At 62.6% G+C, this 24,634-nt stretch carries 21 protein-coding genes; 11 read left to right on the top strand and 10 right to left on the bottom strand.

What is annotated here, in order from left to right:
• Positions 1-319: 319 nt before the first annotated feature.
• Positions 320-508 (top strand): hypothetical protein, encoded by a 189-nt coding sequence (locus SLQ30_RS14175; RefSeq protein WP_319446911.1) that lies wholly within the window; start codon positions 320-322, stop codon positions 506-508.
• Positions 509-516: 8 nt separating this feature from the next.
• On the opposite strand, the gene SLQ30_RS14170 is transcribed toward SLQ30_RS14175, so the two are convergent.
• A complete protein-coding gene (locus tag SLQ30_RS14170) occupies positions 517-4,074 on the bottom strand; it encodes a DEAD/DEAH box helicase (RefSeq protein WP_319446910.1) in 3,558 nt (1,185 codons plus the stop codon).
• A 420-nt stretch (positions 4,075-4,494) separates the two neighbouring features.
• Here SLQ30_RS14170 and SLQ30_RS14165 point away from each other — a divergent pair, with 420 nt between their 5' ends.
• The 5 genes from SLQ30_RS14165 (at position 4,495) to SLQ30_RS14145 (ending at position 10,104) form a co-directional block, all read left to right on the top strand.
• Positions 4,495-5,610: an ABC-three component system protein gene (locus SLQ30_RS14165; protein WP_319446909.1), complete on the top strand. Its 1,116-nt coding sequence runs from the start codon at positions 4,495-4,497 to the stop codon at positions 5,608-5,610.
• A 93-nt stretch (positions 5,611-5,703) separates the two neighbouring features.
• Positions 5,704-6,201 (top strand): three component ABC system middle component, encoded by a 498-nt coding sequence (locus SLQ30_RS14160; RefSeq protein WP_319446908.1) that lies wholly within the window; start codon positions 5,704-5,706, stop codon positions 6,199-6,201.
• Positions 6,202-6,259: 58 nt separating this feature from the next.
• Positions 6,260-8,239 (top strand): DUF3732 domain-containing protein, encoded by a 1,980-nt coding sequence (locus SLQ30_RS14155; protein ID WP_319458319.1) that lies wholly within the window; start codon positions 6,260-6,262, stop codon positions 8,237-8,239.
• Positions 8,240-8,698: 459 nt separating this feature from the next.
• Complete coding sequence (locus tag SLQ30_RS14150; RefSeq protein ID WP_319446906.1) at positions 8,699-9,256, top strand: type IV toxin-antitoxin system AbiEi family antitoxin domain-containing protein; 558 nt, start codon at positions 8,699-8,701, stop codon at positions 9,254-9,256.
• A complete protein-coding gene (locus SLQ30_RS14145) occupies positions 9,253-10,104 on the top strand; it encodes a nucleotidyl transferase AbiEii/AbiGii toxin family protein (protein WP_319446905.1) in 852 nt (283 codons plus the stop codon). Before SLQ30_RS14150 ends, SLQ30_RS14145 begins: the two co-directional genes overlap by 4 nt.
• 66 nt (positions 10,105-10,170) lie before the next feature.
• On the opposite strand, the gene SLQ30_RS14140 is transcribed toward SLQ30_RS14145, so the two are convergent.
• From SLQ30_RS14140 to SLQ30_RS14115, 6 genes are all read right to left on the bottom strand, one after another.
• Entirely contained in the window at positions 10,171-11,607 is a 1,437-nt protein-coding gene (locus SLQ30_RS14140) for a hypothetical protein (protein WP_319446904.1), read from the bottom strand.
• A 20-nt stretch (positions 11,608-11,627) separates the two neighbouring features.
• Positions 11,628-12,332, bottom strand: a complete 705-nt coding sequence (locus tag SLQ30_RS14135) for a hypothetical protein (RefSeq protein ID WP_319446903.1) — start codon at positions 12,330-12,332, stop codon at positions 11,628-11,630.
• Between the two features lie 303 nt (positions 12,333-12,635).
• Entirely contained in the window at positions 12,636-13,829 is a 1,194-nt protein-coding gene (locus SLQ30_RS14130; RefSeq protein ID WP_319446902.1) for a hypothetical protein, read from the bottom strand.
• A gap of 608 nt (positions 13,830-14,437) precedes the next feature.
• A complete protein-coding gene (locus SLQ30_RS14125) occupies positions 14,438-15,826 on the bottom strand; it encodes an SMODS domain-containing nucleotidyltransferase (RefSeq protein WP_319446901.1) in 1,389 nt (462 codons plus the stop codon).
• A gap of 3 nt (positions 15,827-15,829) precedes the next feature.
• Positions 15,830-16,975, bottom strand: a complete 1,146-nt coding sequence (locus SLQ30_RS14120) for an SAVED domain-containing protein (protein WP_319446900.1) — start codon at positions 16,973-16,975, stop codon at positions 15,830-15,832.
• An 83-nt stretch (positions 16,976-17,058) separates the two neighbouring features.
• Positions 17,059-17,214: a hypothetical protein gene (locus tag SLQ30_RS14115; RefSeq protein ID WP_319446899.1), complete on the bottom strand. Its 156-nt coding sequence runs from the start codon at positions 17,212-17,214 to the stop codon at positions 17,059-17,061.
• Positions 17,215-17,520: 306 nt separating this feature from the next.
• Here SLQ30_RS14115 and SLQ30_RS14110 point away from each other — a divergent pair, with 306 nt between their 5' ends.
• The 4 genes from SLQ30_RS14110 to SLQ30_RS14095 all read left to right on the top strand — a co-directional run bounded on the left by SLQ30_RS14110 (position 17,521) and on the right by SLQ30_RS14095 (position 21,187).
• Positions 17,521-18,051, top strand: a complete 531-nt coding sequence (locus SLQ30_RS14110; RefSeq protein ID WP_319446898.1) for a sigma-70 family RNA polymerase sigma factor — start codon at positions 17,521-17,523, stop codon at positions 18,049-18,051.
• Positions 18,048-18,725 (top strand): hypothetical protein, encoded by a 678-nt coding sequence (locus SLQ30_RS14105; protein WP_319446897.1) that lies wholly within the window; start codon positions 18,048-18,050, stop codon positions 18,723-18,725. The genes SLQ30_RS14110 and SLQ30_RS14105 overlap by 4 nt, the downstream gene beginning before the upstream one ends.
• Positions 18,715-19,731, top strand: a complete 1,017-nt coding sequence (locus SLQ30_RS14100) for an ImmA/IrrE family metallo-endopeptidase (protein ID WP_319446896.1) — start codon at positions 18,715-18,717, stop codon at positions 19,729-19,731. Before SLQ30_RS14105 ends, SLQ30_RS14100 begins: the two co-directional genes overlap by 11 nt.
• 754 nt (positions 19,732-20,485) lie before the next feature.
• Positions 20,486-21,187, top strand: coding sequence for a type 1 glutamine amidotransferase domain-containing protein (locus SLQ30_RS14095; RefSeq protein ID WP_319446895.1), 702 nt, complete (start codon positions 20,486-20,488; stop codon positions 21,185-21,187).
• A gap of 65 nt (positions 21,188-21,252) precedes the next feature.
• On the opposite strand, the gene SLQ30_RS14090 is transcribed toward SLQ30_RS14095, so the two are convergent.
• A complete protein-coding gene (locus SLQ30_RS14090; RefSeq protein ID WP_319446894.1) occupies positions 21,253-22,221 on the bottom strand; it encodes an AraC family transcriptional regulator in 969 nt (322 codons plus the stop codon).
• A gap of 429 nt (positions 22,222-22,650) precedes the next feature.
• Entirely contained in the window at positions 22,651-22,989 is a 339-nt protein-coding gene (locus SLQ30_RS14085; protein ID WP_319446893.1) for a thioredoxin family protein, read from the bottom strand.
• Between the two features lie 134 nt (positions 22,990-23,123).
• Here SLQ30_RS14085 and SLQ30_RS14080 point away from each other — a divergent pair, with 134 nt between their 5' ends.
• Entirely contained in the window at positions 23,124-23,699 is a 576-nt protein-coding gene (locus SLQ30_RS14080) for a MarR family winged helix-turn-helix transcriptional regulator (protein ID WP_319446892.1), read from the top strand.
• A 54-nt stretch (positions 23,700-23,753) separates the two neighbouring features.
• On the opposite strand, the gene SLQ30_RS14075 is transcribed toward SLQ30_RS14080, so the two are convergent.
• Positions 23,754-24,623: a CmcJ/NvfI family oxidoreductase gene (locus SLQ30_RS14075; RefSeq protein ID WP_319446946.1), complete on the bottom strand. Its 870-nt coding sequence runs from the start codon at positions 24,621-24,623 to the stop codon at positions 23,754-23,756.
• Between the last annotated feature and the right edge of the window lie 11 nt (positions 24,624-24,634).

The raw sequence follows: 24,634 nt of genomic DNA, 5'->3' as shown, positions 1-24,634 counted from the left end.
GCTAGCGCGCCAGTAGACAACACCAAACCCACCCGGTAGACCTACACCGAGGCCCACCGGGTGGCGGAATTACGTGACGGACACCCCGGGGGAATTACGCGACGGTCGACACCAAAGTGTTGCCGATTCCGAGGCGGGCACCGGTTCCGCTAGGGTCGGTGCGCGCTCCCCGCAGCCCGAAGCCGCCACCGGCACGATCGTTCCATTGACAGAACAAAGATGGCTGCGCGGATAGGGAACCCTGCGCGCACAAACACGGCTCTACGTTTCAATATTTGTCGGTTACCGCGGCACCGCGTGAGCCTAGAATTGCCACATGATGAGTGAAGAACTCGAGGTCAACGGCTACTCGATTTACTTCGAGTCCGAGCGCTTCGACCCCCCGATCGACGCCGACCGCTGGCGACACAACGTTGATGTCTTGATCTCAGTACTTGTAGCCAAGTCATCTGCCGGGCCCGCGCAGCATGGTTGCCGAAGTCCAGACGGCCTGGGCGGCGCGGCATGACGCAGCGCTTACCACGCTTCTCGCTGACCTTCTAGGCCGGATCGCTGCCTCCATTCCCATCCCGGCAACGCGTCCAGCCGTTCCATACGCTCTCCGCTCAGTGCCCCCTTGGCGTAGCTATGCCGCTGCGAGGCCACCCATGAGCCGAGCTTGACTCCTTCACCGGTGGTATAGCTCTGGGGCGGGCGTGCGTGCCCGTTCTCGTCGGCGTACCGGTGGAGTTGCGCGTAGCCCTGCTCCCACCAGGTCTCACGAACGGACACCGCCCATCCGGGCAACGCCTCGAGCAGTCGCCTCCGGTCGTCGCTCAGCTTGCTCCAACCGGATCGCTGCACAGCCACCCACTGGCCCAGGCGAAACCCTCGGAAGATGTGCTCGGCCGGCACCAGGGCGTTGCCGTGTTCCTCGACGTACTCTGTGAGGTGTTCGAACCCGTTCTTCCACAGCGCTAAATTGGTGTTCAGCGTCCAGCCGTGAAGCTGCTCCAGGCGACGACGCCGCTCGTCGTCGAGCGTCGACCAGTTCTGCCGCTGCGTGTTCACCCAGATACCCAGCTTGAAGCCGTCAACTACGTAACTGCTCGGCGGCTGCGCTGAGCCGTGGTCCATCGCATACTTCTCGAGGTGGCTAAACCCGTCCTCCCAGAACGCGGTTCGACTGTCCAGCGTCCATCCCGGTAGTTGTTCCAGCCGCCGCCGACGATCGTCGGACATCGACGCCCAAGTCGATTTCTGGTTCGCGACCCAGGTCCCGAGCTTGGCACCATCCAGACAGACGAACTGCTGGGGAACGCGCGCGTCGCCGTGTTCAGTCACGTATTCCTCGAGTCGGCGGAACCAGTCCTCCCACCAATCACCTCGCGCATCCAACGTCCATCCCGCAAGCTGCGTGAGTCGCTGCTTCCGGTCCTCGCTGAGCTTGTCCCAAGTGCGCCGCTGGACGCTGACCCACTTACCCAATCGGAAACCGTCGTCGGTGACATACGACTGCAGAACCTGCGCACTCCCGGTTGCTTGCATGTAGTCAACGAGATACTGATAGGCCGTATCCCACTTGTCGTCGAGCATGTTCAGTGTCCAACTGGGCAAAGCCTGCAGGCGTTCCCGCCGCTCTTCCGTCAGCTTGTCCCAGGTGCGCCGCTGCCGCCGGACCCACGACTCCAGATCGATGCCGTCGACCAGTAGCCCACGTGGCGGGGTTGCGTCGCCGTGCTCCTGCGCGTAGTGCGCAAGCGCGGTGAATGAACTCTCCCACAACGCCGATCGGGCATCGAGGGTCCATCCAGGGAGTTCTTGCAGTCGATTCTTGCGGTCGCCGGGCAGGGTCGCCCACTTTGTGCGCTGTTTGCCGACCCACTTGCCCAGGCGGTATCCGTCATTGTCGACGTGGTCGTCGCGAATACCGGCGGTGCCGTGTTCGTTGACGTATTCGCGGAGGTGCCGAAATCCGTCCTCCCACTGGTCGGCCTTCGGGTCCCAGCTCCAGCCGGGCAGGATGTCCAGAAGCTCTTGGCGGACCGCACTCAGTCGGTTCTTCGACCGCAGGCTTCGTTGGATCGTGACCCATGAACCGAGCCGCTCACCAGCTTCGGTGACATAGGTCTGCAGCACCTGCGCGGTTCCGTGGTCGTCAACATGCCGTTGTAGTAATCCGAACCAGAACTCCCACGGCGGGCTGGTCCGCTCCACCAGACGGGCATCGAAGGCGCGGACGAAATCCTGCCCGACGTGCACGGGAACATCGAGGTGGATCTTGTTCGGCAGACGCGGTACACCGCCGCGACGGCCCATTTCGCGGCGCAGCGTGTCGATCTGCTCAGCTAGATCGTCGTCGTGGGCCCGTAGAGCTTTGATCACGTCCCAGACGGACTTGAACACCGAATCATCCAGTGCGGCTTCGGGATCAGCTTTGCTGTCGACGAACACTGGGATGACAATGGTGCCGATCACCTTGTCGTCGGATTTGCGGATCGCTCTTCCAACGGCTTGCACGATGTCCACCTCGGATCGCCGCGGGTCGATGAACGCGATTCCGTCGAGCGTGGGCACGTCCACGCCTTCCGCAAGACAACGCGCGTTGGCGAGCAGACCGCGTTCGTTGTCGCCGAGGCCACGCAACTGTTGCAGGAGAACGTGGCGTTCGCCGGCCGACATCGCGCCAGAGGCGTACCGGGACCAAAACCCGCCGTCGGGGCGTTGCGGGGCGGGCATCCATGCGATCACCGCGGGCATGTCCGAGGCGAAGTCCCTAGCGCGCGCCACCAGAGAGTGGAAGCTGATGACCCGCCGAAGGTCGTACTTCTTCGTCGCCTTAGCCAGACCGATTTGCCCTGCAAGGGACCGGGCGTCGGTGACTCCCTCACCGTCGCGGATAACCAAAGTTCCCTCGTGCGCGTAGGAGCGGAAGGTGGCGTCGTCGACACCGACGACTGCCACCTGATAGTCGGTGAGCAGGTCGCGGCGGATTGCCTCGCCGAATCCGAGCCGATGAAACACTCGGCCGAACTTGGTTTCGTCGTCCATCGAGGCGACTTCGAAATCCTCCGCGTTGGCGGCGTCGATAACCCTGCCGGTGAAGAAGCGCGGCGTGGCGGTCATAAATAGTCGCCGGCGGGCTTTGATCCGGTCACCGTCGAGCACCGTCGCGAAGGGCGAGTTTTGTTGACCGGCGCAGCGGTGCGCCTCGTCGGCGATGACGAGGTCAAAGGCAGGTGTCGGGCCGAGAGAGAACGCCTCGGCGATCCGCTGCGATGACTGGTACGTGCAGAACACGACGCGCGGGCCAGATTGTTCTCGGAGAAACGCGGCGATCTCGGCGGGGTCGGTGGTTACCGGCAGGCCCAGTTCGCTGACGTGTTCCACCGGGGCATCGTCGCTGCGGGACACGGTCTCGTCCGAGCAGACGGGCAGGACCTCTAGGCCTTGCCGGGCCTGCACCTGCCACACGCGCATCGTCTGCTTCAGCAACGACAGCGACGGAACCAGAACGAGCGTGCGCTGCGTGTCCAGCGCGGTGGCGATGAACTGCGCGGTGAGAGTCTTGCCGGTACCGCATGCCATGATCAACTGGCCCCGGTCGGCGGTGTCCAACCCGGCGATCACGTCATTGATCGCTTCCTGTTGGTACTCATGCGGCCACGCCGGGGCCGGCGGTGATGAGGGCCGAAGTTGCCCTGGCTCGGACGGCCAGTCCAATGCGGCCGTGAGCAGGTCACTGAGCCCGATAAGGCCGATGGCCTTCTCCTGAGCGTCGATCGTGCGCCGGGCATTCGGACTGAGCCGGTCGGTGGTGGCGATCAGGAGTCGGTAAGAGAACACGGCGCGTGAAGATTCCGCCAGGAACGTGTCCACGTCGGCCTTCGTGACGGCGTACTGAGCGTCGTACGCCTTCGCTTGGATCGCCCAAAGCCGTCCTAACTGGTCTTCGGCGACCAAGTCGATCCCGGCGTCAGCACCCCACCGGCCGGGCCAGCCATCCCACAGCCATACTCGTCGGAGGGTGCTCCGGTACTGCGGGTCGTTCATCAGGTACCAGCGGCAGATGTGCTCGAACTGCTTGCCTCTCATGCGAGGATCCACGGCGAGAGTGGCGAGGAGGCCGGAAAAGGCGGACATGGAGATGGAAGCTACCTCCCGTGGGGGACAAGCAAATCGGTCCGACGCGTCTAACCCCACTATTGACTGACGTCAATTCCCCCAAGTACGCCTTGATGGCGCGTGGTCAGCGGGGGCCGGATGTCTGCCACTCTTCAGCTGCTGCGGCTATTGACGCGGTTGACTCGCACAGGCCCAACGATCGGGGGTACCTTCGCCGAAACTGGCTGGCTGGAGTCGAACGCTGACACACTAGAGACGTATTCTCGGGACGGCACACATCGGGAAGAGGGGCGGAGGACGGATGCCATGGGCGACCAACCCTCGTCGGCGGCGGATCACTCAGCAGCAGCCAGCGTCCTCGGGTACCTTCACCAAACACGCTGGGGGCTAATGGAACTGCTACGAGCGCGCACGACCGACCCGGGCCGGAGTCTAACCCTCGAGATGCATGACGACATCGCGTGGGAAGAAGCTGGCACGCCAGCCGAGCTGAAACAACTGAAGCTGCACGTCTCGTCGTTGCGCAGCTTGACCGATGCGTCAGACGACATGTGGCGCACGCTCCGGGTATGGATGGACAACGGACGACCAGGAGACCCGTACGGCCCGATCCTCACGCTCATCACGAACAGCAGCGCCGGCTCCGGTTCGGCCGCTTCGTTTCTCAGGGACACGGATCGCGATGTCACCACCGCGCTTGCCAAGCTTGAGAACACCGCCCGCAACTCCACGTCCGAAGAAACCAGGAAGGCCCGTGAGCAGTTCCTCAATTTGACGCCTGCAGAACGCTTGGCGTTCGTCGGGCGCATATATGTCGCTGATCATTCAGCGGATATCGACGGTGTGACCAATGAGGTGTCCGAACGTCTCCGTCCGGGTGCGCCGATTGAACAGTTCGCCGTGTATCTCGATCAGGTCTGGGGTTGGTGGACAGCAACCTCTCTCGCAATGCTCATGGGTAAGCGGGACCCTGTGCCGGTGGAGGAGATGCTCACCGCCATCGAACGCATCCGCGACCAATTCACCCGCGATAACCTTCCGGTTCTGGTCGATGTGGATGAGATCGATGCCAGTGCAGTCCTACTCCAGCATGGCGACCGCCCTTATATTCACCAGCTGAATATTCTCGGAGTGCTGCCCCGTCAGCTGCACAAAGCAATCCTTGATTACCAACAGGCGTACCTTCAGGACACGCGGTGGCTCAGTGTGCACCTCGTCGACTACGACGAACTGGAGAAGTTCTCTAAACGGCTGGTAGACGAGTGGGAGCGGGCGTTCGACCACATGTGCACGGAGTTGCCTGCAGACGCCAGTGACGACGACAAACGCAAGGCCGGACGGAACCTTCTCCATGTTCTGAGCGATTCGACCCTCTCAATTCGAACGAGATTTCGCGACCCGTTCCACGCTCGTGGCAAACGACATGAGCTGGCCGATCTCCAGAAAATCGGCTGGCACCCGGATTTCGAGGAACATCTGGCAAAGCTCCTTCTCGAGCGCGCCTAAGCGGCAATCCGTGTGCGCGCACAGCGCAATCCGTATCAATCGCGCAACGCGGCTGTCTCTGGCAACGTGAAGTGACACCAACTGCTGCAACGCATGACAAGCTCCACGGTTATGCAGCAGTGGAGCGAGCGGACACCCGCCGTGGCCGACCTGTTGAATCCGGCGTTGATCGCCGCTGTCATAGCTGCGGCCGCGTCGCAATACGAGAGCCGAGGTGACAGCCTCATGCCCTTCGAGATGTCATTCCTCGTAGTCCCGCTCGTCCTCCACCGTGACACGCGGACTGCGCTTCCAGTGCGCATCAACTCCCATCTCGCCAAGTGGGTTGCGGCCCATGAAGTCCTCGCCGCGGGATTCGGCGCGCGGGCGAAGACACTGGTCGAACCAGTTCGCGAGGGCCTACGGTTCGGTTTGCGTTCCGGCACGATCGAGCTGGATGGAACGAACATCGCGGGCCACTTGCGGTCCCGCACGCCAGCCGCGATCGGCGACATCGGTGAGATCGTCAGGAAGGCCGGCTTCGTCGGGCGGTGGTTCACTCAGATCGAGTCGTCAGCCACCGCATTTGCGCTCCTCGGTGTGGGAGTCTAATCCGGTGCAGCTACTCGCGTTGGCCCTCTATAGGCATGGTGGCCTCGGTCGCCGCGACGTGCGATTCAACCCCGGAGAGCTGAACATCGTTACCGGCGAGTCGAAGACCGGAAAGAGCGCTCTTCTCACCATCACCGAGTTCTGCTTGGGGCGCGACGATTACCTCGCCCCCGCGGGTCCGATCGCTGACCACGTCGCGTGGTACGGATCACTTTGGCAGCTCACGGAAGCCTCGGACGGGCCGCGGGCATTCGTGGGTCGGCCCGCACCGCCGAAGGGGCAGCAATCGACCGAGTTAGCGATGCTTGAGTTCGGCGGCGGCACAATGGATCTGTTCGACTTCGGCGACCTGACCGTGAATGCGGACAGTGCCAGTGTCCGCCGCCAGATCGGCAGGAGAATCGGCATTGATGAGAACATCATCGAACCCCGCGGCGGAGGCGTCGGCCAGACCCCCTTCGAGGCACACCTAGGCCACGCCGCGTGGCTTTGCTTGCAGGATCAAGGCGAGATCGCAAACCAGAACCTGTTGTTTCACCGGCAAGCTGAATGGGCTGTCGCACAACACCTCAAAGATACGATCCCTTATTTCCTCGGAGCCGTGCCCGTGGACGCCGCAGCGAAGAAGGCCGCGCTCAGGGACGCCAACCGGGCACAGCGCCGCGCGGAAGCTGCGCTGAAGACCGCCGAGGAAGAAGCTGAAGCAGTACAGGCCAACCTCCGCGGCCTCCTCGCCGAGGCATACACCGCCGGGCTGACCGCCGAGCATGATCTGACCGAGAGCACACAAATCATTGGCGCACTCCACGCCGCAGCTCGCGATCAGCTTGATGGTGGTCGAGGCGAGGGCGCCACAGCTGCCGCTGACGCAGGAGAAGGCTCGGTCGAACTGCAGGACCGCCGACGACGACTGCTACGCCAACGAAGCGAGCTGCGAAGTCAGCTGGGGTCCGTCATGGACGATCGCGCATTACTCCTGGACAGGGCAGAATCTGAACGCGATTTCGAAGGCGCAGTTGAACTGCACGCGGGTCGTCTGACCAGCCTTGATCTTCTGCCGGCAATAGGTGACGGCGCCGAGTCTGCCAACAGCGAATGTCCGATGTGCGGCTCGGGTTTGGAGCAACCCGATCCCACGGTGGCAGCACTCGCTGAGCGGCTGCAGACGCTGCGGGATGATCTGACATTGCTCGGTGCCGCCCCAGAGTCCCGCCGACGGGTACTCATCGCCCTCGAATCTGCCGCCGACCGCGTCCGGCAAGACCTAGTGGCGGTGGAGGCCGCCGTCGCTGCCCTTGATTCCGCCGACCAGACCGCACGCGCTCAGCGCGAAGCGGATGCGGCCAGGAACTACACCCGCGGCCGGATTGCGGCCCTTCTCGGAGTGATCACCGACAGCAGTGGGGGCTCACTGGAACGCCTTCGCCGCAACCTGGAAATGGCGAATGAGCGAGTTACACAACTGCTCTCAGAGCTCAACCCAGATGAGGACCGCGAGCAGCTGCTGTCTCGGCTGAACATCGTCGGCCACACCATGACCGCGTTGGCTCGGCGCCTCGAGCTCGAGCATGTCGAGAACGGTGTGCGTCTTGACCTCGCAAACCTAACCGTCGTGACGGACACGAGCGACGGGCCTCTGCCACTCCAGCGCATCGGCAGCGCCGCGAACTGGATCGGGTACCACCTCGCAACCCACCTTGCGCTCCATCGGTTTTTCGTCGAGAACGATCGACCTGTGCCGCGATTTCTGATGATCGATCAGCCGACGCAGGCCTTCTATCCGTCGGACACTGCGAAGAACGACGGAATCATCGGTGACGCAGACCACGCCGCCGTTTTGGCCATGTTCATCGTCATGCGCGACGTCGTCGAGTCGCTAGCGCCGCGGATGCAGATCATCGTCAGCGATCACGCCGACCTCGTTGACGAGGCGTGGTTTCAGGACGCAGTGAGACATCGTTGGCGCGGAGGTGTGCGTCTCATTCCCAACGAATGGCTGGAGGATGAGATCCTGACGACTCCGCCAGACGAACGTTAATTCGCCTTGTCGAAAGAACAACCTTCAACTGATTACTCCGCAATACAATCGCGTCGGTCATGGGCGTTCCTACCGTTCGACCTCGCTCGTCTACCGATCACGATCGTTGCACAAGAGTTCGGCACCGCGACCTCCAAGCTATGGGCTAGTGGCCCGGCGTTGCACCCAAACGCGCTCGTCGCATTTGTGCAGTTCATAAGCGGTAGAGGGTCTTGCGCGTTTCGCGCTGGATAGTCGCTTCTCCCCTATTTCATAGCGTTTCGTTCACAAATCCGTTCACAATCCAAGGGCTCGAGCGTGGATCACAACAACGAGGGCCGGGGCTAGCTTCGTGCTCGCGTGCTCCCACTTTTGGCCGCTCGCGGCATGCTCTGCCGAAAAGGCCACGCGACACAAAACGTCTACAGGTAGCTTTATCTGTATACGTTTCGTATCATGCGATGAGAGGAGGTGGCGGTTGTGGAAGCCCTAACGCCGAGCACTGCGGGGCAGGCCGGCCTGTCCCGCAGTGCGCTCTACCGTGCCACGCGCGCGGGCAGATTGGACCGCATCAGCCGCGGCATCTACTTGCCCGCGGAGGCATCGGCCGTCGACTGGGATCAGATGGAGGCCGCGACGCGACGCCCTGATGCCACGATCTGCCTGACCTCAGCACTCGCCCATCATGATCTGACCGACACGATCCCGGCTGCCTTGGATGTCGCCATCCCCCGCGGGTCGAGGACACCCGCCGGCACGGGGGCGATCGCGTGGCATCACTTCGACCGGTCCACATTCGAGTTGGGCCGCGACCAGATCGCGATCCCAGGGTCGACCCAAACGATCGGGATCTACTCCCCCGAGCGGTCGATCGCTGACGCGTTCCGGCTCCGCGGCGACATCGGATACGAACTCGCGCGCGACGCGCTGCGCGGGTGGCTGCGCCGAGGCGGCAAACCAGCCAAGCTGATCGCGATCGCGTCGCAGCTGCCGCGGGCGAAATCCCCAGTCCTGCAGGCACTGGACATGTTGGGATGAATTCCGGCGATGCCGTGTTCCGCCGGCTTCAATCCGTCGCGCGCTCCGCTGCCGCGAAGAGTGGGTCGGGCGCACCGACGCAGGAGTATCTGATTCGGCACGTCCTCGAATCGTTCCTGCACCGGCTCACCCGCACCACCCATGCCGGCGATTTCGTGCTCAAAGGCGGAGTCTTGCTCGCCGCCTACGGAGTACGGCGCCCGACAAAGGACGTCGATGCCAACGCCCTGCGCGCCAACGTCACAGCCGAGCACCTCACCCTCGTAGTCCGAGACATCGCCGCCGTCGACACCAATGACGGGGTGACCTTCGACCTCGACACGATCAGCGTGCAGGAGATCCGCGAGCACGCCGACTATCCGGCCTTACGCATGCGGGTCAACGCGTCGATCGGACCGTGGACAGGCTCCGCGGTCTGGGATGTATCCACCGGAGACCCCATCGTCCCGCCGCCACGCCAGGTGACCATCGACCGGATACTCGGCGACCCGATCACGCTCCTCGGTTACGCACCCGAGACCACCATCGCCGAGAAGGGCGTCACCATTCTCGAACGCGGCATTACCAGCACCCGCTGGCGTGACTACGTCGACATCGTCCAGCTTGGCCGCCACGGCATCGACTCCGCTGAACTGCTCCGATCTGCTCGGGCTGTCGCGCGCTACCGCGGCGTCACGCTCGAATCCGTTGCACCGCACCTCGTCGGATACGGCGCAGTCGCACAAGCGAAATGGGCCGTATGGCGTCGCAAGGAGCATCTCGAAGCCGTCTGCGAGGAGAACCTCGACGACCAGGTCGCCCTGATTGCGTCATACCTTGATCCTGTCTTTGTTCTCGGCCCCGGATAATTTGGAGCGGCAACTTCTACCGCGGGCGACGCCGTCGGAGGCCGTCGGCGCCTCCGAAGGCCAGCTTCACCGATCAGCGCGCGGCTTCGCCCGTTCAAGTTGGCGAAGTATCCGTGTTTCCAACGACTGTCTTTCTTCGCGAGTCCACTCTCGAATCGTGGGCATCGCCAGTGGCTGAGCCAGCGGATCGAGCACTCCCTCAACGTATTCGCTACACCACGCGCGCCATTGCGCAGCGGCCGACCGATCGGCACCATTCGGCAGGCTAGCGATGGTGCGATCCATTGCCGCGATGTACTCGCGTAGGTGCAGCCCCTCACGCCAACGTGCGTGCTGGTCCCGCAATACGTCCGCCCGAGCATTCTCGGTGTGGAGCATGTGGGCCTGACGCTCCGCTTCGGCTCGCAGCCGCTCATGCTCGATAGCTGCCAGTCGCTCTCGTTCGCGTCGGCGGTCGGCCTGCTGCGAACGACGCTCAAGCTGCCACAGCACAATTGGGAGCAGACTCTCGACCGCCGTCCGCTTGGCTGGGACATCCGACCACGACTCGCTGATGCCGGAACGACCCCCTGATTCCCACATCAGCCCGAGGGCGAGGGAATTCCCGACTTCGGGACCCGGGCGCTTCGGTTCTCTGCCCCACCGAGGAGGCGGGGTCTCGCGATATTTTTGCCAGACGGCCAGGGTGTATCGGTGGTCGCGAATTCCGATTGCAATGTGTCCGGCCTCGGATTGTCGATGGTGGTAGCGGCGACCTGGACTGGTGGGTTCGATGCGATGCCCGCGGGCGGTCGCTTCGGTCGCCAGTGCTTGCAAGATCCGTAGCATCCGGCGTTCCGATGGCGCCGACATGCTCATGAAATCCCGTTCCCGCAGACTTGCGAGCGCTGGGTGCCACCCGCCGATGCGTGTCGCCTCCACGACCTCCGTTGGGGGCGTGGTCAACCAATACGGTGCGTCCTCCAGCGCGATCACCACGTTGCCCCAAGGGCTACCCATCTCTGCGGTCAGCTGCTTGCCTTCTGGTGCCAGGCGGTGCCGGTTGACTGCGGCCACCAATAGTCCGTATCTGCTCAACCCGTCTTTTGACTGGCGGTGAATCTGGCCGCCAGCGGCGATCACCTCGGCGACGAGTTCGCGCGCCGGACTGGCAGATTGCGCCTTGGGCTTCGGTGGTGCGGTGCCGTTGTGTGGCGGCGCGACCGGCCGGCGAGCAACGCTGCTTGGACTCCCCGGAGCCGTCGAATTTTGCGGGCGCTGGCGCGACTTGGTAGCCCAATGACCCGGCGGGTATTGACCGCTGGTCAAGTAATGCTGGCCGGCGGCCAAGATGGCGGCGCTCCAGACGCCGCCGCGCCTGGATATCGTCACCAGCCGACGGGAGGCCAGCGCGGCTGCGGTGGTCTTGAAGGTGAAGTCTGGCCATCGCCCGTCGGGGCAGCCGTCATGGATCCAGCGCAGAACGTCGACCTGACGGTCGTTGAGCGGGGTGTCGAATGCCACGTCGAAATTGTGGGCCGGATCTAGTCCGAGCGCAGCCGGGCAACCTCCGCTTCGAGTTCGCCGATCCGCCTCAAGAGCTGCGCACGCGTCGGCTTGCGCGCGACCGGAGACGGTGCGGGCTGTGACGGCTGGGCGGCCAGGCCGATTGCTCGCGCGTCGACCACCGTTGCTGGGTCGCAGCCGCATTCGAGACATCTGGTGGCGCCTGTAAACGCTGACTGCACGGTGGTGTGGCTTCGGTGAGCGGTGCGGTCGAGTGTGTGGCCGCAATAGAGGCGCAGTCGCCAGATCATGAGATCGTGGGGAGCAGTTGGGTGCGACATGAGAGCGCGGATGCGCTCGCGCTGTGCCGGCGACATGGGCGGTGGCGGGCAGCACTTGCCGCAATGCATGGTCAGCGAGCCTGAAACGCCATGGCGGTGCGACCCGCACGATCCGTGATCCGCTTTGTAGCGCGACTGCTCGGCGTCGTAGCGCAACCGTCCAACGTCAGAGAGGTTCATGGTGCCCTTGAAATCGAAGGGCTCGGCATCCACATACGGGAGACCGCATCCGGGGCACGGTGCGCCAGCGCTGTACTGGTCGTACGTCAACGATCTGACATCACACCGCATCGAGTCACGCAAGCGAAGTCGATCCTGCTGGCGGCGTTCGTCTTTCGCGCTCAGTTCGAATGGCTTTTCTAGATCACCCAGCCGCTGATATGCATCAAGATCGGTGGCCATCAACGAACAGTAAGAGAACGAGATGTCGGCTCGATGGCCGAGCTACCGCGACAATGTGAATGCCAGCTGATGACTTGCGCAGAAGCCGGTACCCACACGCTTCGACCAACGGATTCGAATTTGGTCGCTCTCCATAAATAGCCAACCACTCGCGACTCATCTTGCGCTGCAACCGATTTCATGTCCGAGCAATGCCGGTCTGTTATCACGGATTCCCGTTGATTCCGGCGTATAACCGATGAATAAAAGATGACCTAAGACCTAGGTGGCCTGAACAATCCGTGCGCTGCTCTCCGAATGAGGCTATGTCCGAGCGAAGAACCGCCGCCATCCCCCTCGATTCGACCTCGGCGGAGCAGTGCTACCGGTGGCGGCAACACTGGGTGGTGCCGGGTGGGGAACAACGTTCGGCAATCCTGACACCAGATTCCGAGTCGTGTCGAAGTCCTCTGTGCGCCACGCGTTGAAAAGATCTAATATGCCCACCACAGGTATTTTGAGCGACTCAACGAACTCCCGACGCGTGTACACAGCTTGACTTCTGTTGAGGGGATGCAGTTTTGTCTGTGAAGTCACGACCAAGGTGATGCCGTCGACAATGAGGTCGGGTCGGAATTGTGGCCACGTGTTGAGGTGGCGAAGGGCGTCGGCGACGAGGCTCTCCGATGCACCGCCCGATACCGATTTGACCTCGACGAGCCGACGGCGGCCGTGAGAAGTGATCAGCAAGTCAGTGCTGCCCGTGCTGCCCAGGAGGGCGTCGATGTCGTCCACAACTAGTCCCGCATCTTCAAGCACCTTCTGCACTGCGCCCTTAAGGATGTCGCCTGAGCCGTATAACAAGTCATGCCTGAGCGTGTCCGCTTCAGCCCGCGCGTCTCCAACTGCTTGTTCGAGGTGGCTTCGCCGGGCCGCATAATCATTCTCGAGTTGAGAAAGCTCGGCGAGCGCGGCTTGCTCCCTTGTGGTTTGGAGATCCGGTTCCTCGTTGATCCGAGCGTGAATACGACGTTTCGCAGCTGGGACGTACGCGGGTATCGCATCATGGCTCAGCCAATTGAGCACGGACGTCCACGACGGCATCCATGGAATCACGTAATGCCGAACCGCATTATCGTCAGAGACCCATACGCCAGCGACGACCTCCCCCGCTGCGCTGGTCAGCAACGGGGTGAAGCTGCCTACTGGCGCCATCTGCCTGCTGGGGCCGGGGCCGCCGAACGCGACGTAGGAGCCGCTCATGTGCAGTGACCACCAGGGCTCTGATGCGTCGCGCTGACGGATGTTCGCCACCCGCAGCGCGAGGTCGCGATCTGCTTTCTCTAACCCGTCCGTCAGCGTCGGGGTCGACGCCAATGTGATGCGTGGTCCGCCGATCGATGTGTATGCGGTGCCCGGGAGGTCGACGCTAGCAGTCGACTCACCAAACATGCCCTGCTGTTCCTCCGGGCCGCCAATCATCGAGATCACCAACGCGGTCTCGTCCCGCTGCTTCACGCCCAAAAGAAATCGGCCCCATTCGGTTGATCCACGATTCATGACGTTTTTCGGTTGAACGGCAGCGACGCATTCGCTTGTGTCGTCGCCAAACCACCGTGGGGACAAACCTATTTCGTCCCAATTGACCGGCTCGCTGGTGAGGTGCGGCCTGCTTGAGTCTCCGGAGGAGACTTGAAGGTACCTCTCTCCGCGCCCTTCGTTCTCGGTCCACCAGTTGGGCGAGCGGTACCCAATTGACACACTCCATCGCGGTTGTTCGCCGGTCATGGACATGAGTAGATCAGAACAACTCTGGATCCAACAGCGCCATGCGTCGAGCAATCTGGCCCCACTGCCGACGTGTTTGGCCGTGGCCGCGACGGAGCTCACGCTGCCAGTTCGACTCTTCCATCAGCTTGCTGAAAAGTCCTTGGAGCCGCCGTTGTCAACGCATGCGGTGACAATTCAATTATCCAGTGCCGATTCTGTCAGCGGCCGAGCTCGAAAGTGGACCGTTTACATAGCGATGGCTTCCCTGGTCATCCTGCACTAAGAGGAACTCCGTTGCCTCTTGGCCACGTCGCCCTAGCCGAGGTCAGTCGGGGCGTTGACTGACACGGTCGGTGCTAACCGATGACGACTTCGTGGTGATCGCTGGCGACGACGATGCCGTCTTGCACAACGTAAGCCTCGACGTAGTGTGTCCCTCGGTAGCTGGTCGATTCGTCTTGGACGTTTCGACTTACGTTGCCGCCCTGTGTAATCTGCCCGCGGAGGCCGCCGGGAATTCGAGCAGCATCGGGGCCGCGGTTGCGGACCTTCCACATCACTTCGTACGGCTCGGGTGTGTCGGTGCGAAGGTGAAACCGCAATCGTTGGCCGCGGCCAACGACTCGTCGCAGTCGCAGCAAGGACTGGCGCAGAGAACCCCGAACTTTGGCTTCGATGGTGGCGCTGTACCGCAAGGGGCCGATGGTGTAACGGTTCTCGATGAACTGCTCGCCCATGGCGATCTCGGTACCCCGCAATGTGGTGGTGCGCCGAGACAGATCTTGAATGACCTTGGCTGCGACGATCTGGCTTCGCGCTTCCTTGACCTCGTCGGCGGCGAACTCCGATCCGAAGAGTCTCTGCCACGCCTGCAGTGCGCCCGCGTCGTCGACGCCCTGGAGGTCATATGCTTCGCGGGCCCAGCGCGCGTAGTCGGCGATCTTCAGCTTGAAGTTGGCGATGATGACAGGGTCGTCCCACCGGTGGCTGAAGCTGACGCCGGGACAGCTGGGATCGTCGAGCGGCGGACTGCCGGGGTAGGTGGCGAGCCACACGTCGAGGGCTTCGAGCAGATGTACCAGAGCACTGGGAACGTCGCTGTACGTGGATTCGGTGTTCCAGAAGTGCACGCGTCCGCCCAACATGACGGTCAAGATGACCGACGGGCAGCTGAACGTGTTCTTGAAGTCGCGCAACCACTTGAGCAGCCGGATCACACGGCGTAGTTGGCCGCCGGTGATGTCGTCACGCTCTCTCATCCAGTCTGCGAATCCGACGGGGTTGGTGTCTTCAAAGACGTTGTCGCCGTAGCAGACGATGACTTGCCGGCCGTCGTCGAGCGTGATCGCCGGGACGACGTCGACGTGGCAGTCGTTGGCGTAGGAGATGCGCACGCAGCGGTTCTTGCGGACGAGCTTGTCCTTATAAGTACTGCTGCGCTTGAACACAGACCGGACTTGCTGCAGGTAGCGCTTGGGGTCGTCGTTCCAGTCCGGATTCTGCTCCAGGTGCAGGAGGATGTCGGCGTCGAATTGGTCATAGTCGCTGACTGGATTGATGATGGTCCGGTGTGCCCACGATCCCTGTGGCAAGTGTTCCTTGTAGCGTTCGCCCATCTCGGCGTCCTTAATGAATGCGTTGGTGATGGCGGTCACGCGCGCGTCCAGTTGCTCGAGTCGGTACTGCTTGAGGTTGACGGTGCTGTCGAGAAAGGCGTGGAAGTGTGCGTCAAAGTCGGTGGGCATGGGTTAGACCTCCAATGCTCGGTGATAACCGTCCGCGGTGCGGTCGTAGGTGACGACGGCCGGTCGTAGGTGCGTGGATTTGAGAATGCGTCCCAAGGTCAGGGCTCCCGAGAGTGGCAGCGCGCCAATGAGATGCAGCGTCCGCAGCGGCTTATGGGTAGCCTCGAGATCGGTGAAGTACCGACGTACCGTGTCGGCGAAGCGGTCCAACTCGGCGGGGTGACCGAAGACGTCTTCAGCCGGTCCGCTGCTGGGCGTGATGGTCCATGTCGGGAGGTTCGCCAGCTCGGTGGGTAAGTCGGTAACCGGTGTGGTTCCGGATAGGTTTGTGATCAGCAGCCCCTCGGCGGAGTCCGAGGCATTAGCAACGTGTGTCAGAACGAATCCCGTTCCTGGGTCGGTGGTTTGGGGCCAGGTCCAGGAATCGGTGGCCCGATGGCGTTGGTAGACGTCAACTGGTGAGCCGTCGTCGAGCTTGCAGCCGAGGTAGATCAGCAGAGGAAGTCGTGCAATCGCGAAGAGGCTGATGTGGGTAATGTCGCCATTGCGGATGCCTGGCTGGACCCGGGTCTCGATGGCGGCGTCGATCAAGCCGGTGGCCAGCCGGTAGTAGTCGGAGCTCAATGGATTCTCACCGGGAAGTCGTTGAAGGTCAATCTCGATGCCCTGCCGGTCGTAGGACTCGAGGAACAGCGGGAATCGGTGCGCAGACCGGATAACCGCTTCCGCCGCGGCGTGGCGCGGCAGTTCCATGACGTCACCGCGGATGTCGCCGGCCATACGCAGTACGGCGGTGCGCCGGTCCTTTACCAATCCGGTCTGCATCATGATGTCGGCTTCGTGCTTGCGCTTGCGTTCTCGCAGGAAGTCCGCATCGATCAGTCGCGTAGAAAGCTGCTGGTCTATCTCGTTGTGGCAGTTCGAGCAGGCCAGCATGATGTTGTCGACGCTGTCGCGTTCATCGACGGGCAGCGGATCTTCGCCCCGCGGCGACTTCGGCGAGTCGACTGCTCCGACGATGTGAGCGCCTTCTCCGAGTGGCACTTCGACGGGCGTGAGGTCACCCTCCAAGAGGTATTTCTTGCAGAGTGTGCACCGCCCGCCGGCGCGCACCCACAACATGCGGCGGCCGACGTCGCCAAGCGCCATGTTTCTCAGCCCTTCGTTGGGAGCTATGTTGACCGGTTCATGGCTGCCAGCCGACTCGGAACGTCGGCCGGCAGGCCACAGGTCTATTTCTCGTTGCGTACGCCCTTGTGCTCATTCGAGCTGCCGTTCAGGATGCGGCCGGTCGCGGTATCGCGCTTGTACCAGGTCTGTTTAACTTTGAACTCGCTTCGGCCCGTGACCGCACCCGCTCGGTACCCGTGGCCCGTGTTCTTGGCCATGGTCCTCACCTCCTTTCTGGTGCGGTCCGACGAGCTTGTGGATCTCGCACTCAATGGGTAGTCGATCGCACCGGCTATTCGGTTAGGCCGGGCGCAAAAGCGCTGGTGAAGATGGGTGTGCGGACTTCACGTTGTACACGCGCGGTCGTTCGATCGCGCACCCTGAGCCGACACGTCCCGTGCTGCTAACCGGATCGTCGGATGCATCGACTACTAGTTGACGAGCAGGCGCGCACCGGCCGGGACGCGCGAAGGGGGACGGCAAGTGACGGAACGAAGCGACGAGGCTCCGTCCGGGGTACCGGGGTGAGTGCTGCACGACCCGACTGGGCGGCCCTTTATCACCGGCATCGCAACGCGATGCATAGGGTCGCCGCTACCACCCTGCGCGGCCGCGGACTCGCCGATCTCGCCGACGACGCTGTGCAGGCCGCGATGGTGTCGCTCATGAAGACCCCACCGAATGACGTCGGCAACTGGGAAGCCTTGCTGGTGGGAACGGCGCGGCGCCGAGCACTCGACATGGTCGAGTCGGCCGCCGTGCGGTATGCGGGACCTGAACTAGCCGAAGAACACGATTCCGTCGATCCCGGCCACGACGCTGACGACATCGTCGACGCCGTCGATCGCCAACGCACCGCAGCGCAGCTCCGCCAACACCTCAAGAAGCTGAATTCGCAGCAGCGGTTCGTTGCCTGGGAGTACTTGGCGCTCGATCGGCCTCGAGCGCAAGTTGCGATCGAGCTCGGCGTCTCGCCAGCCCGTGTTAGTCAGATAGCCAAGGCCACGATCCTCATACTGAGAGATGCAATCGGACGGAGAGGAGGGAGCGAATGAGCGACGACGACTACGACCGGGCCCTTGAAAACTTTCTCGATCACAAGATGCGCCAGGACCGCGAGGCTATCATTGCAAATTGGTCGGAGAATGATCGCGCCGAATTCCTTTCCCTGATCGACATTGCAGACTTGATTTGGGAAGCGGGCCACGAAGCGCCAGCTTTGGATGCCGATCCCATTGCAGCGATGCTCGGGCTGATTCCCGATCCACAGGTAAGCCTCGATTCGCGTGCGCTCTCCCGCGCTCGCAAAAGAGCACGCCTGAAGCCCAGCGATATTGCAGAACGATTGATGGCCCACGGGTGGAACGTCGGCGTTCGCGATGTTTTCAGATGGGAAGTCCAGTCGGCAATGGATGTTTCCCCTGCGCTGATCAGGGCCATCGCCGACGTCATCGGCGCAAAATCAGAGCAATTAATTGCCGATCAAAGAACGCCGGAAGAATTGCACGCGACACTATCGATATCGCAATCTCCACGCTTTGAAAGCCTCGTTAGTCGTTGGTCGCGACTGCAAGGAATGTCGCACGCGCTCGCCTCCTCTGCACTTCAATCACGAATGCTTGCAACGGTTCACCGCGGAGACCGTCCAAACGAAGAACAGATGCTGCGTTCACTCGATGCGCTCATTACTGCTCTCGAGGAAGGGCAGCATCCCAAGAATGGATCTTGACAGCGCAACCGCCCTGGCCCTCGGCGGGCTGGATCAAACGACACGCAACCGATTCGCTGCTGCTCCGACCGATGCGATCATTCACGATCTGGGACTGACCGTGACGCCGGTGAATCACCTCACCGAACGTCGAAACGACGGTGGAGCATGTGACGGCGTTTCCTTTCTGCAGGACGGAGTCATCCTCTACGCTCCCACGCATTCGAGCAAGCGCGAAAACTTCACTCTCGCACACGAATTGGCGCACTGGCTCGTAGAGCGATGCGACCAACTGTACGACTGGCTCGCCGATCAAGATGAACCGGCCCGCATGCTCGAAACCCTGTGCGACAGAATCGCACAGCGATTGCTTCTGCCGGATGCACTGATCGACACAGTCACCGCCGCCAATCCTGTCCGCGCGGAACAGGTGCTCCAACTCCATTCCCGCAGTAACGCCAGTCGACCGGTGTGCGCCATCGCCCTCGCCAGGCGCCTACCGTGTTGCGGGGCCGTACTGATCATCGACCACCAGCGCGCAGACGTCGTTTACGCCAGCGTGAGGCCCGACTTTGAGGACGGGTGGCCCACCGCGTTTCCCTGGCCAGGGCACAGGGTGCCCGCAGGTCACCCGTTCCTGGCCGTCGTGCCAGGAACGACGTTGACTCGCCGCACTTTCTGGGAGACACCGTGGGGAACTCGCCAGGATTACTACGCCGATGCGGTGCGCGACGGCCGCTGGATAGTCGCCGTCCTCGCAGTCCTCGATATCTGGGGAGCAGAGCAACTCCACATTGACGAGCAACGCGAGTTCGATCAACGCCCGTCCTCGGAGATCACGTGCTGCGGCGCGACCACGGTCGTTTGGGGGTATCCCTGCGACGAGTGCGGTCAGCCCTTCTGTCCACGGTGCAAGCGCTGCAATTGCGACCGCCGCGCCGCCCGCGAGCAAGCCTGTTCAAACTGCTTCCTGCGTTTTCAGCGGTACCTACTGGTCGATGGGGTTTGCGAAGAGTGCCGCAATTGACCAATTGCACCTACCGCCGCTCCTCGCTGACAGACCGGCACCCTCAACTTCTCGCAGAACACCGACGGCGACGGGCGCGATCTCTCCAAAGAACCCGCGCTTAACTCTGGGTATTGATCGCCAATGACGGTGTCAGCCTGGGCTAGACATCTGACATCCGTTACACGCTCGCCGACGTGGACAACCGCTGCTACCCATGGGCCAGGACTCCCCTTCGCCTTGCCAACCGGCGCCCTCGCTGATAACACCCGATTCCGTCAGACCGCTGACGGCGCCATTAGGGGTGCGCTGCCACCGTCCTTGGACTGCCAGCGAGTCGCGGCGTACCGCTGAAGGACATGGCGCTTCGTACGTGCCAATGGCTACCCTGCCCACTGGCTACTTACGGGGCTGGCGGGAACGCGTGATGTCAAATGTTGACCGACGCCATCGGCACTGTCGCGCAACATGTCTACGCCAACGACCGACACGGTCGTGTACGGCGGCTACGGTTCGATAGCCGAGCGCGTCGGCCCATGAAAGTGCACACTGTCCTGCCACGGCAACGGGTGTTTCACACGGCGACGGGATTAACGCACCGTTCGCAATATCGGGTTCCTGCCGAACAGTTGCCCATTCCGCCGCGACCGTCGCCTGGCTCTGTCACGGCGGCGATCCATCGACGTGTAATGAGGCGCGGCTGTTCGCGTCGACACGTGCATCGTGCACGTGCGCCGCTTCCTCTTTTACCCAACCGAATAGTGAGGTTGTACCAATGCGATCTGTTCTCATCGCGCTTACCGGCGTCGACTATTGGACGCTGGCCGACGGTAGCAAGCATCCGTGCGGCTACTGGCCCGAGGAGTTGGCCTCACCGCATCGCGTATTCGCCGACGCCGGCTTCGACATCACCATTGCGACCCCCGGCGGAGTCACCCCTACTGCCGACCAGGCCGGCTACAGTCTAGAGATGAATGGCGGTAGCGCCGAGGCCGGACAGGCGATCGCCGACTATATCGCCTCGATCTCCGAGAACCTCAGCAACACAGAGGTTCTCGAATCTCTTGACTCGGGCAACTTCGACTTTCTGTTCGTTCCTGGCGGGCACGGGCCGATGGAGGATCTAGCGATGTCAGAGAGCTTCGGGGCGACAGTGCGGTCCTTCACGGAATCCGGTAAGCCGGTCGCCGCGGTGTGCCACGGCCCGGCCGCACTGCTGCCGGCGCGCAACGACGAGGGCGGTTGGCTGTTCTCTGGCTATAGGCTAACCGCGTTCAGCAACGTCGAGGAGGCCCAAGTCGGCTATGCCGACGCCGCGAAGTGGCTTCTGGCGGATCGGCTCAAGGCGGAGGGTGGGCTCTACGGTGCGGCCGCTGAACCCTGGAGTGAATTCGTCGTGGTTGACCGCAACCTCTACACAGGCCAGAACCCGGCGTCATCAAAGCCACTGGCACATCGGCTGGTAGCTGAAGCCTAGGCGGCGCGCTGACCCCAGAAGCCGATCGGCCCGACGTACGGCCGGGCCGGCCGTCCAACAACCGATCACCGAGATGCGGTGTGCTGCCACATTCGGACCGGCACGGTGCCGCGCTGCATGGCCGCGTAGCCGCGCGGAGTAACGCCGTAGCGGCGTTTGAACTCACTGATGAAATGCGACAGACTCGAGTAGCCCACCTGGCGCGCTGTCTCCCTTACGCTCAAGCCCTCTTCGACCAGTAGGACGCGCGCGCGTTCGAGGCGCACACGCTTGACGAACTGGTATGGACTGACACCGATCGACTCGCGGAAATGATGCGCGAATGCTGAGGGACTCATGCGGACACGTTCGGCCATCTCGTTAACTGTCACCCGCTGGTTCATGTGCGCGCGCACATAGTCGACGGCGGCGCTGACGGGGTTGACGTCGATCTCACTGGATGCGCTGTCGATCAGGTGATGACACTGTTCGGCCTGCAGGAGCCGGTAAACAATCTCCTGCAGGTACATCGGTGCCAATACCCGACGGTCGGCGCCGGTGTTCACCGACCGCAAGAACCGCAGGATGGCGCCCATCATGTTCTGATCCAGCGGAGAAACGTAAGCATCGGCGCGCTCCTGTCTCGCCGCTGGCAGTGCGAACACCGCGGCTTCGCGCTCACGCATGGCGGCGCTTACCCGCCGAACGATGGTGGGGTCGATCTGCAGCACTAACGACAGGAACGGCTTCTCGACGCTGCCTTCGAGTATTTCAATTTCGGTTTGCATGCCGCAGTTGAATACGAAGTAATTGAATGGATCGTACTCGTACTCGAATCCATTGGTGCGCACAGACTTTCGCCCCTGGGCGACAACGCAGAACGCCAGTGAGCGCACTTCGTCCCATTGGCGGGCCTGCGGAGCCGTGAAGCGGTAGAGCGTGAGGCCCGGCCAGTTGGAGACGTTGGGACCAGGTCGAGGCGCTTTGTCCGCCATCTCGGCGAGGATGTCGAGCGCTGCTACGCGCTCTTTGGGAACCAGTTCAAGATTGGCCATATCGGAACCTATCGCTGCGCAGCTCCGTAGCTGCCCCTTGAACATTGATCGCGGCGGCTTGCGCTGTCATCGGCCGATGGCCGCCCCATAGCGCCGGAAGGGTTGTCGGCGTGGTAGCGAGCGGCCGCGCAATGTCCATCACCAGCAACGACGGACATGCCCGTGAGCAATAAGGATCATTTCGCGTGATCGATCCCGGCCGAGGGACTCGATTTTGCGCCGGGCCGCGGATCGGCACGACGGAGTCACAGTTTGACGTTGACTGTCTTGGTGTCAGCAAAAGCATCAGCGCTTCGTAACCTTTCTCTCTGCGAGTAACCGGGCTTCTCGAATCCGTCGAACGGGAAGACTCACTGCCCCCGACGCCTCAATCGTCGACCTACCTCACGGGCGTTCGAATCGTCCGATCCGCATCCGGGACCGCGTGTTTCAGCCCTGTGACCGGGCAGCCGGCGCCGACTCGGGGGCGATTGTGAGGGCCCCGATCAACTGCTCGATGGTCGGCGCCGGCTCAAGGCCACGCGCCGTGCCGTAGAGACGACAGCAGAGCCCCACCTGCGCGTCTGGATCGGCGAACGGATCGACGCCTTCGATCAGGATCGTCGGTGAGCCGGTGAATTGAAGGACGTCGGCTTCATGATCGTCGGGGACCAGCCGCTGCCGTACTCGGGCGCCGACGAGTCCGGTTGCTGCGAGCGCAGCTGCGAGACGCTCTCGCGCCGTCTGCACGTGGGGGCACCCATCGACGTAGCGTATTTCGATGTACACGCCCGATCCTTTCCGCTAGTGGATTCCTCGACCATTCCCAATTGCGTGTTCGAATTCGTCATTCGTGGCGGTTCTCTTAGTACCTAATTGTTTATTCCTCGGTAGACTGCTGAGATGATCTATCGGAGATACCTGTGACGGCGACGGCATCGCGGACTCCGGAGGCCGCCGTCGCCCGCGACGATGGGGTGGATCGCATCGAACAGGACTGGGTGCGTGAACGTCCGGACATGGACGTCAGCTCGATCGGCATCGTGACCCGGCTGTGGCGCATCTCGCGGTATTTGGAGCAGGAACGGGTTCAGCGACTGGCCGAGCTGGGCACCGACCGCGTCACGCTGGACGTACTGGCCATGCTGCGCCGCCGTGGTCGCCCGTACCGGATGACCGCCGGTGAACTGACGAAGGCGGCATTGATCACGTCGGGCGGCATCTCGGGGCGCTTGGACAAGCTGGAGCGTGCCGGTCTGGTCACACGAAGTTTTCACACGAAGGATCGCCGCCGGGTAGACGTGGAGCTCACTGATGCTGGCGTGGAGCTGGTGGATTCCGTGGTGTCGGAACTGATGGATCATGAGTCCGCGCTGCTGGCCGACCTGAGCGATGGGGATCATGCAGATCTGCGGCGGTTGCTCAAGACGTTGCTCGCACATTTCGAGCATCCCGACCATGACAGTGACGCCCTACAGGCCCCGAAGAAGAAGAAGTAGGCACCGTAGCGACGGTTACCGGGTCACGCGATGCGGGGCCGAGGTGCTGTCTGATCATTTGGCGTCTGCGTCCGAATTCTGCAACTGCGGTTCTGCGGGCTCGTCCCAGATGAGTAGTGCGCGAGCCTCGATGCTTTCCCGTGGCGGCGCATCGGCCGGCGTCGTGGGGTCATCGAATGCACTGTGCGCGGAAAACCGAGTCCGGCCGTCGCGGGCGGAGTCCCAGCACTTCAGGAAGAGCACTTCATCACGGAGCATCTCAGGGAAGTACGTCCAATGGTGCCGCGGGTCGTATCGGAATCGGTGGGTCCAGCCGGACCGCTCCGCGTACCGCAGTTCGGTCAGCGAGGCGTCGTTCCGCCGCAAGGTCCGCCCGTCGCAGACCGCCAGCGGTGAGTCGCGCAGCGGCTCGAGAATGGGACGCCAGAGGTTGACATAGGCGTAGCGGTTGGCCGGGGCAGTGCCGAGGATTTCGGCAGCCCGTGTCGGGGCCGAGCGGTCGGTGTAGTCGTTGTGAACGCCGCGCGTGGGCCGGGCAATGGTTTGGCTCCAGAAGCCGTCTCGCGACTTCGATCCGCTGCGGACGTTGTGATCGAAGATCACGCCGCGGGAAGCGCCTGTTGCCGCGCAGGCCGCGACAAGGCACTCGGGATAGTAGGCGTGGACGACCGTGTCGTGATCGAACCAGTCAGTAAACGACGTGGGGAGGCTCGCAACGGCGAAGCCCTCCACGTCGAGGGAGAACCGATCGGCGATCGGCCAGCCGTTCCAGACCCGGACCTCCCGATGATCAGGTCGGCCGGAGAACAGCGGCAGCGCCGAGGGCGCCTGATTGTCCGTATAGATGAACGACTCGGCGAAGCCCTCGTCGGAGTGATACGCGAGCGTGGCGTCGACGTACGTCAGCCCACGCCGTTCCTCCATGATCAACACGG

Source organism: Mycobacterium sp. RTGN4 (genome assembly GCF_033804635.1).
Classification (GTDB): domain Bacteria; phylum Actinomycetota; class Actinomycetes; order Mycobacteriales; family Mycobacteriaceae; genus Mycobacterium.
The sequence above is the reverse complement of the archived record's forward strand: the minus strand, read 5'-3'. Positions and strand labels throughout refer to the sequence as shown.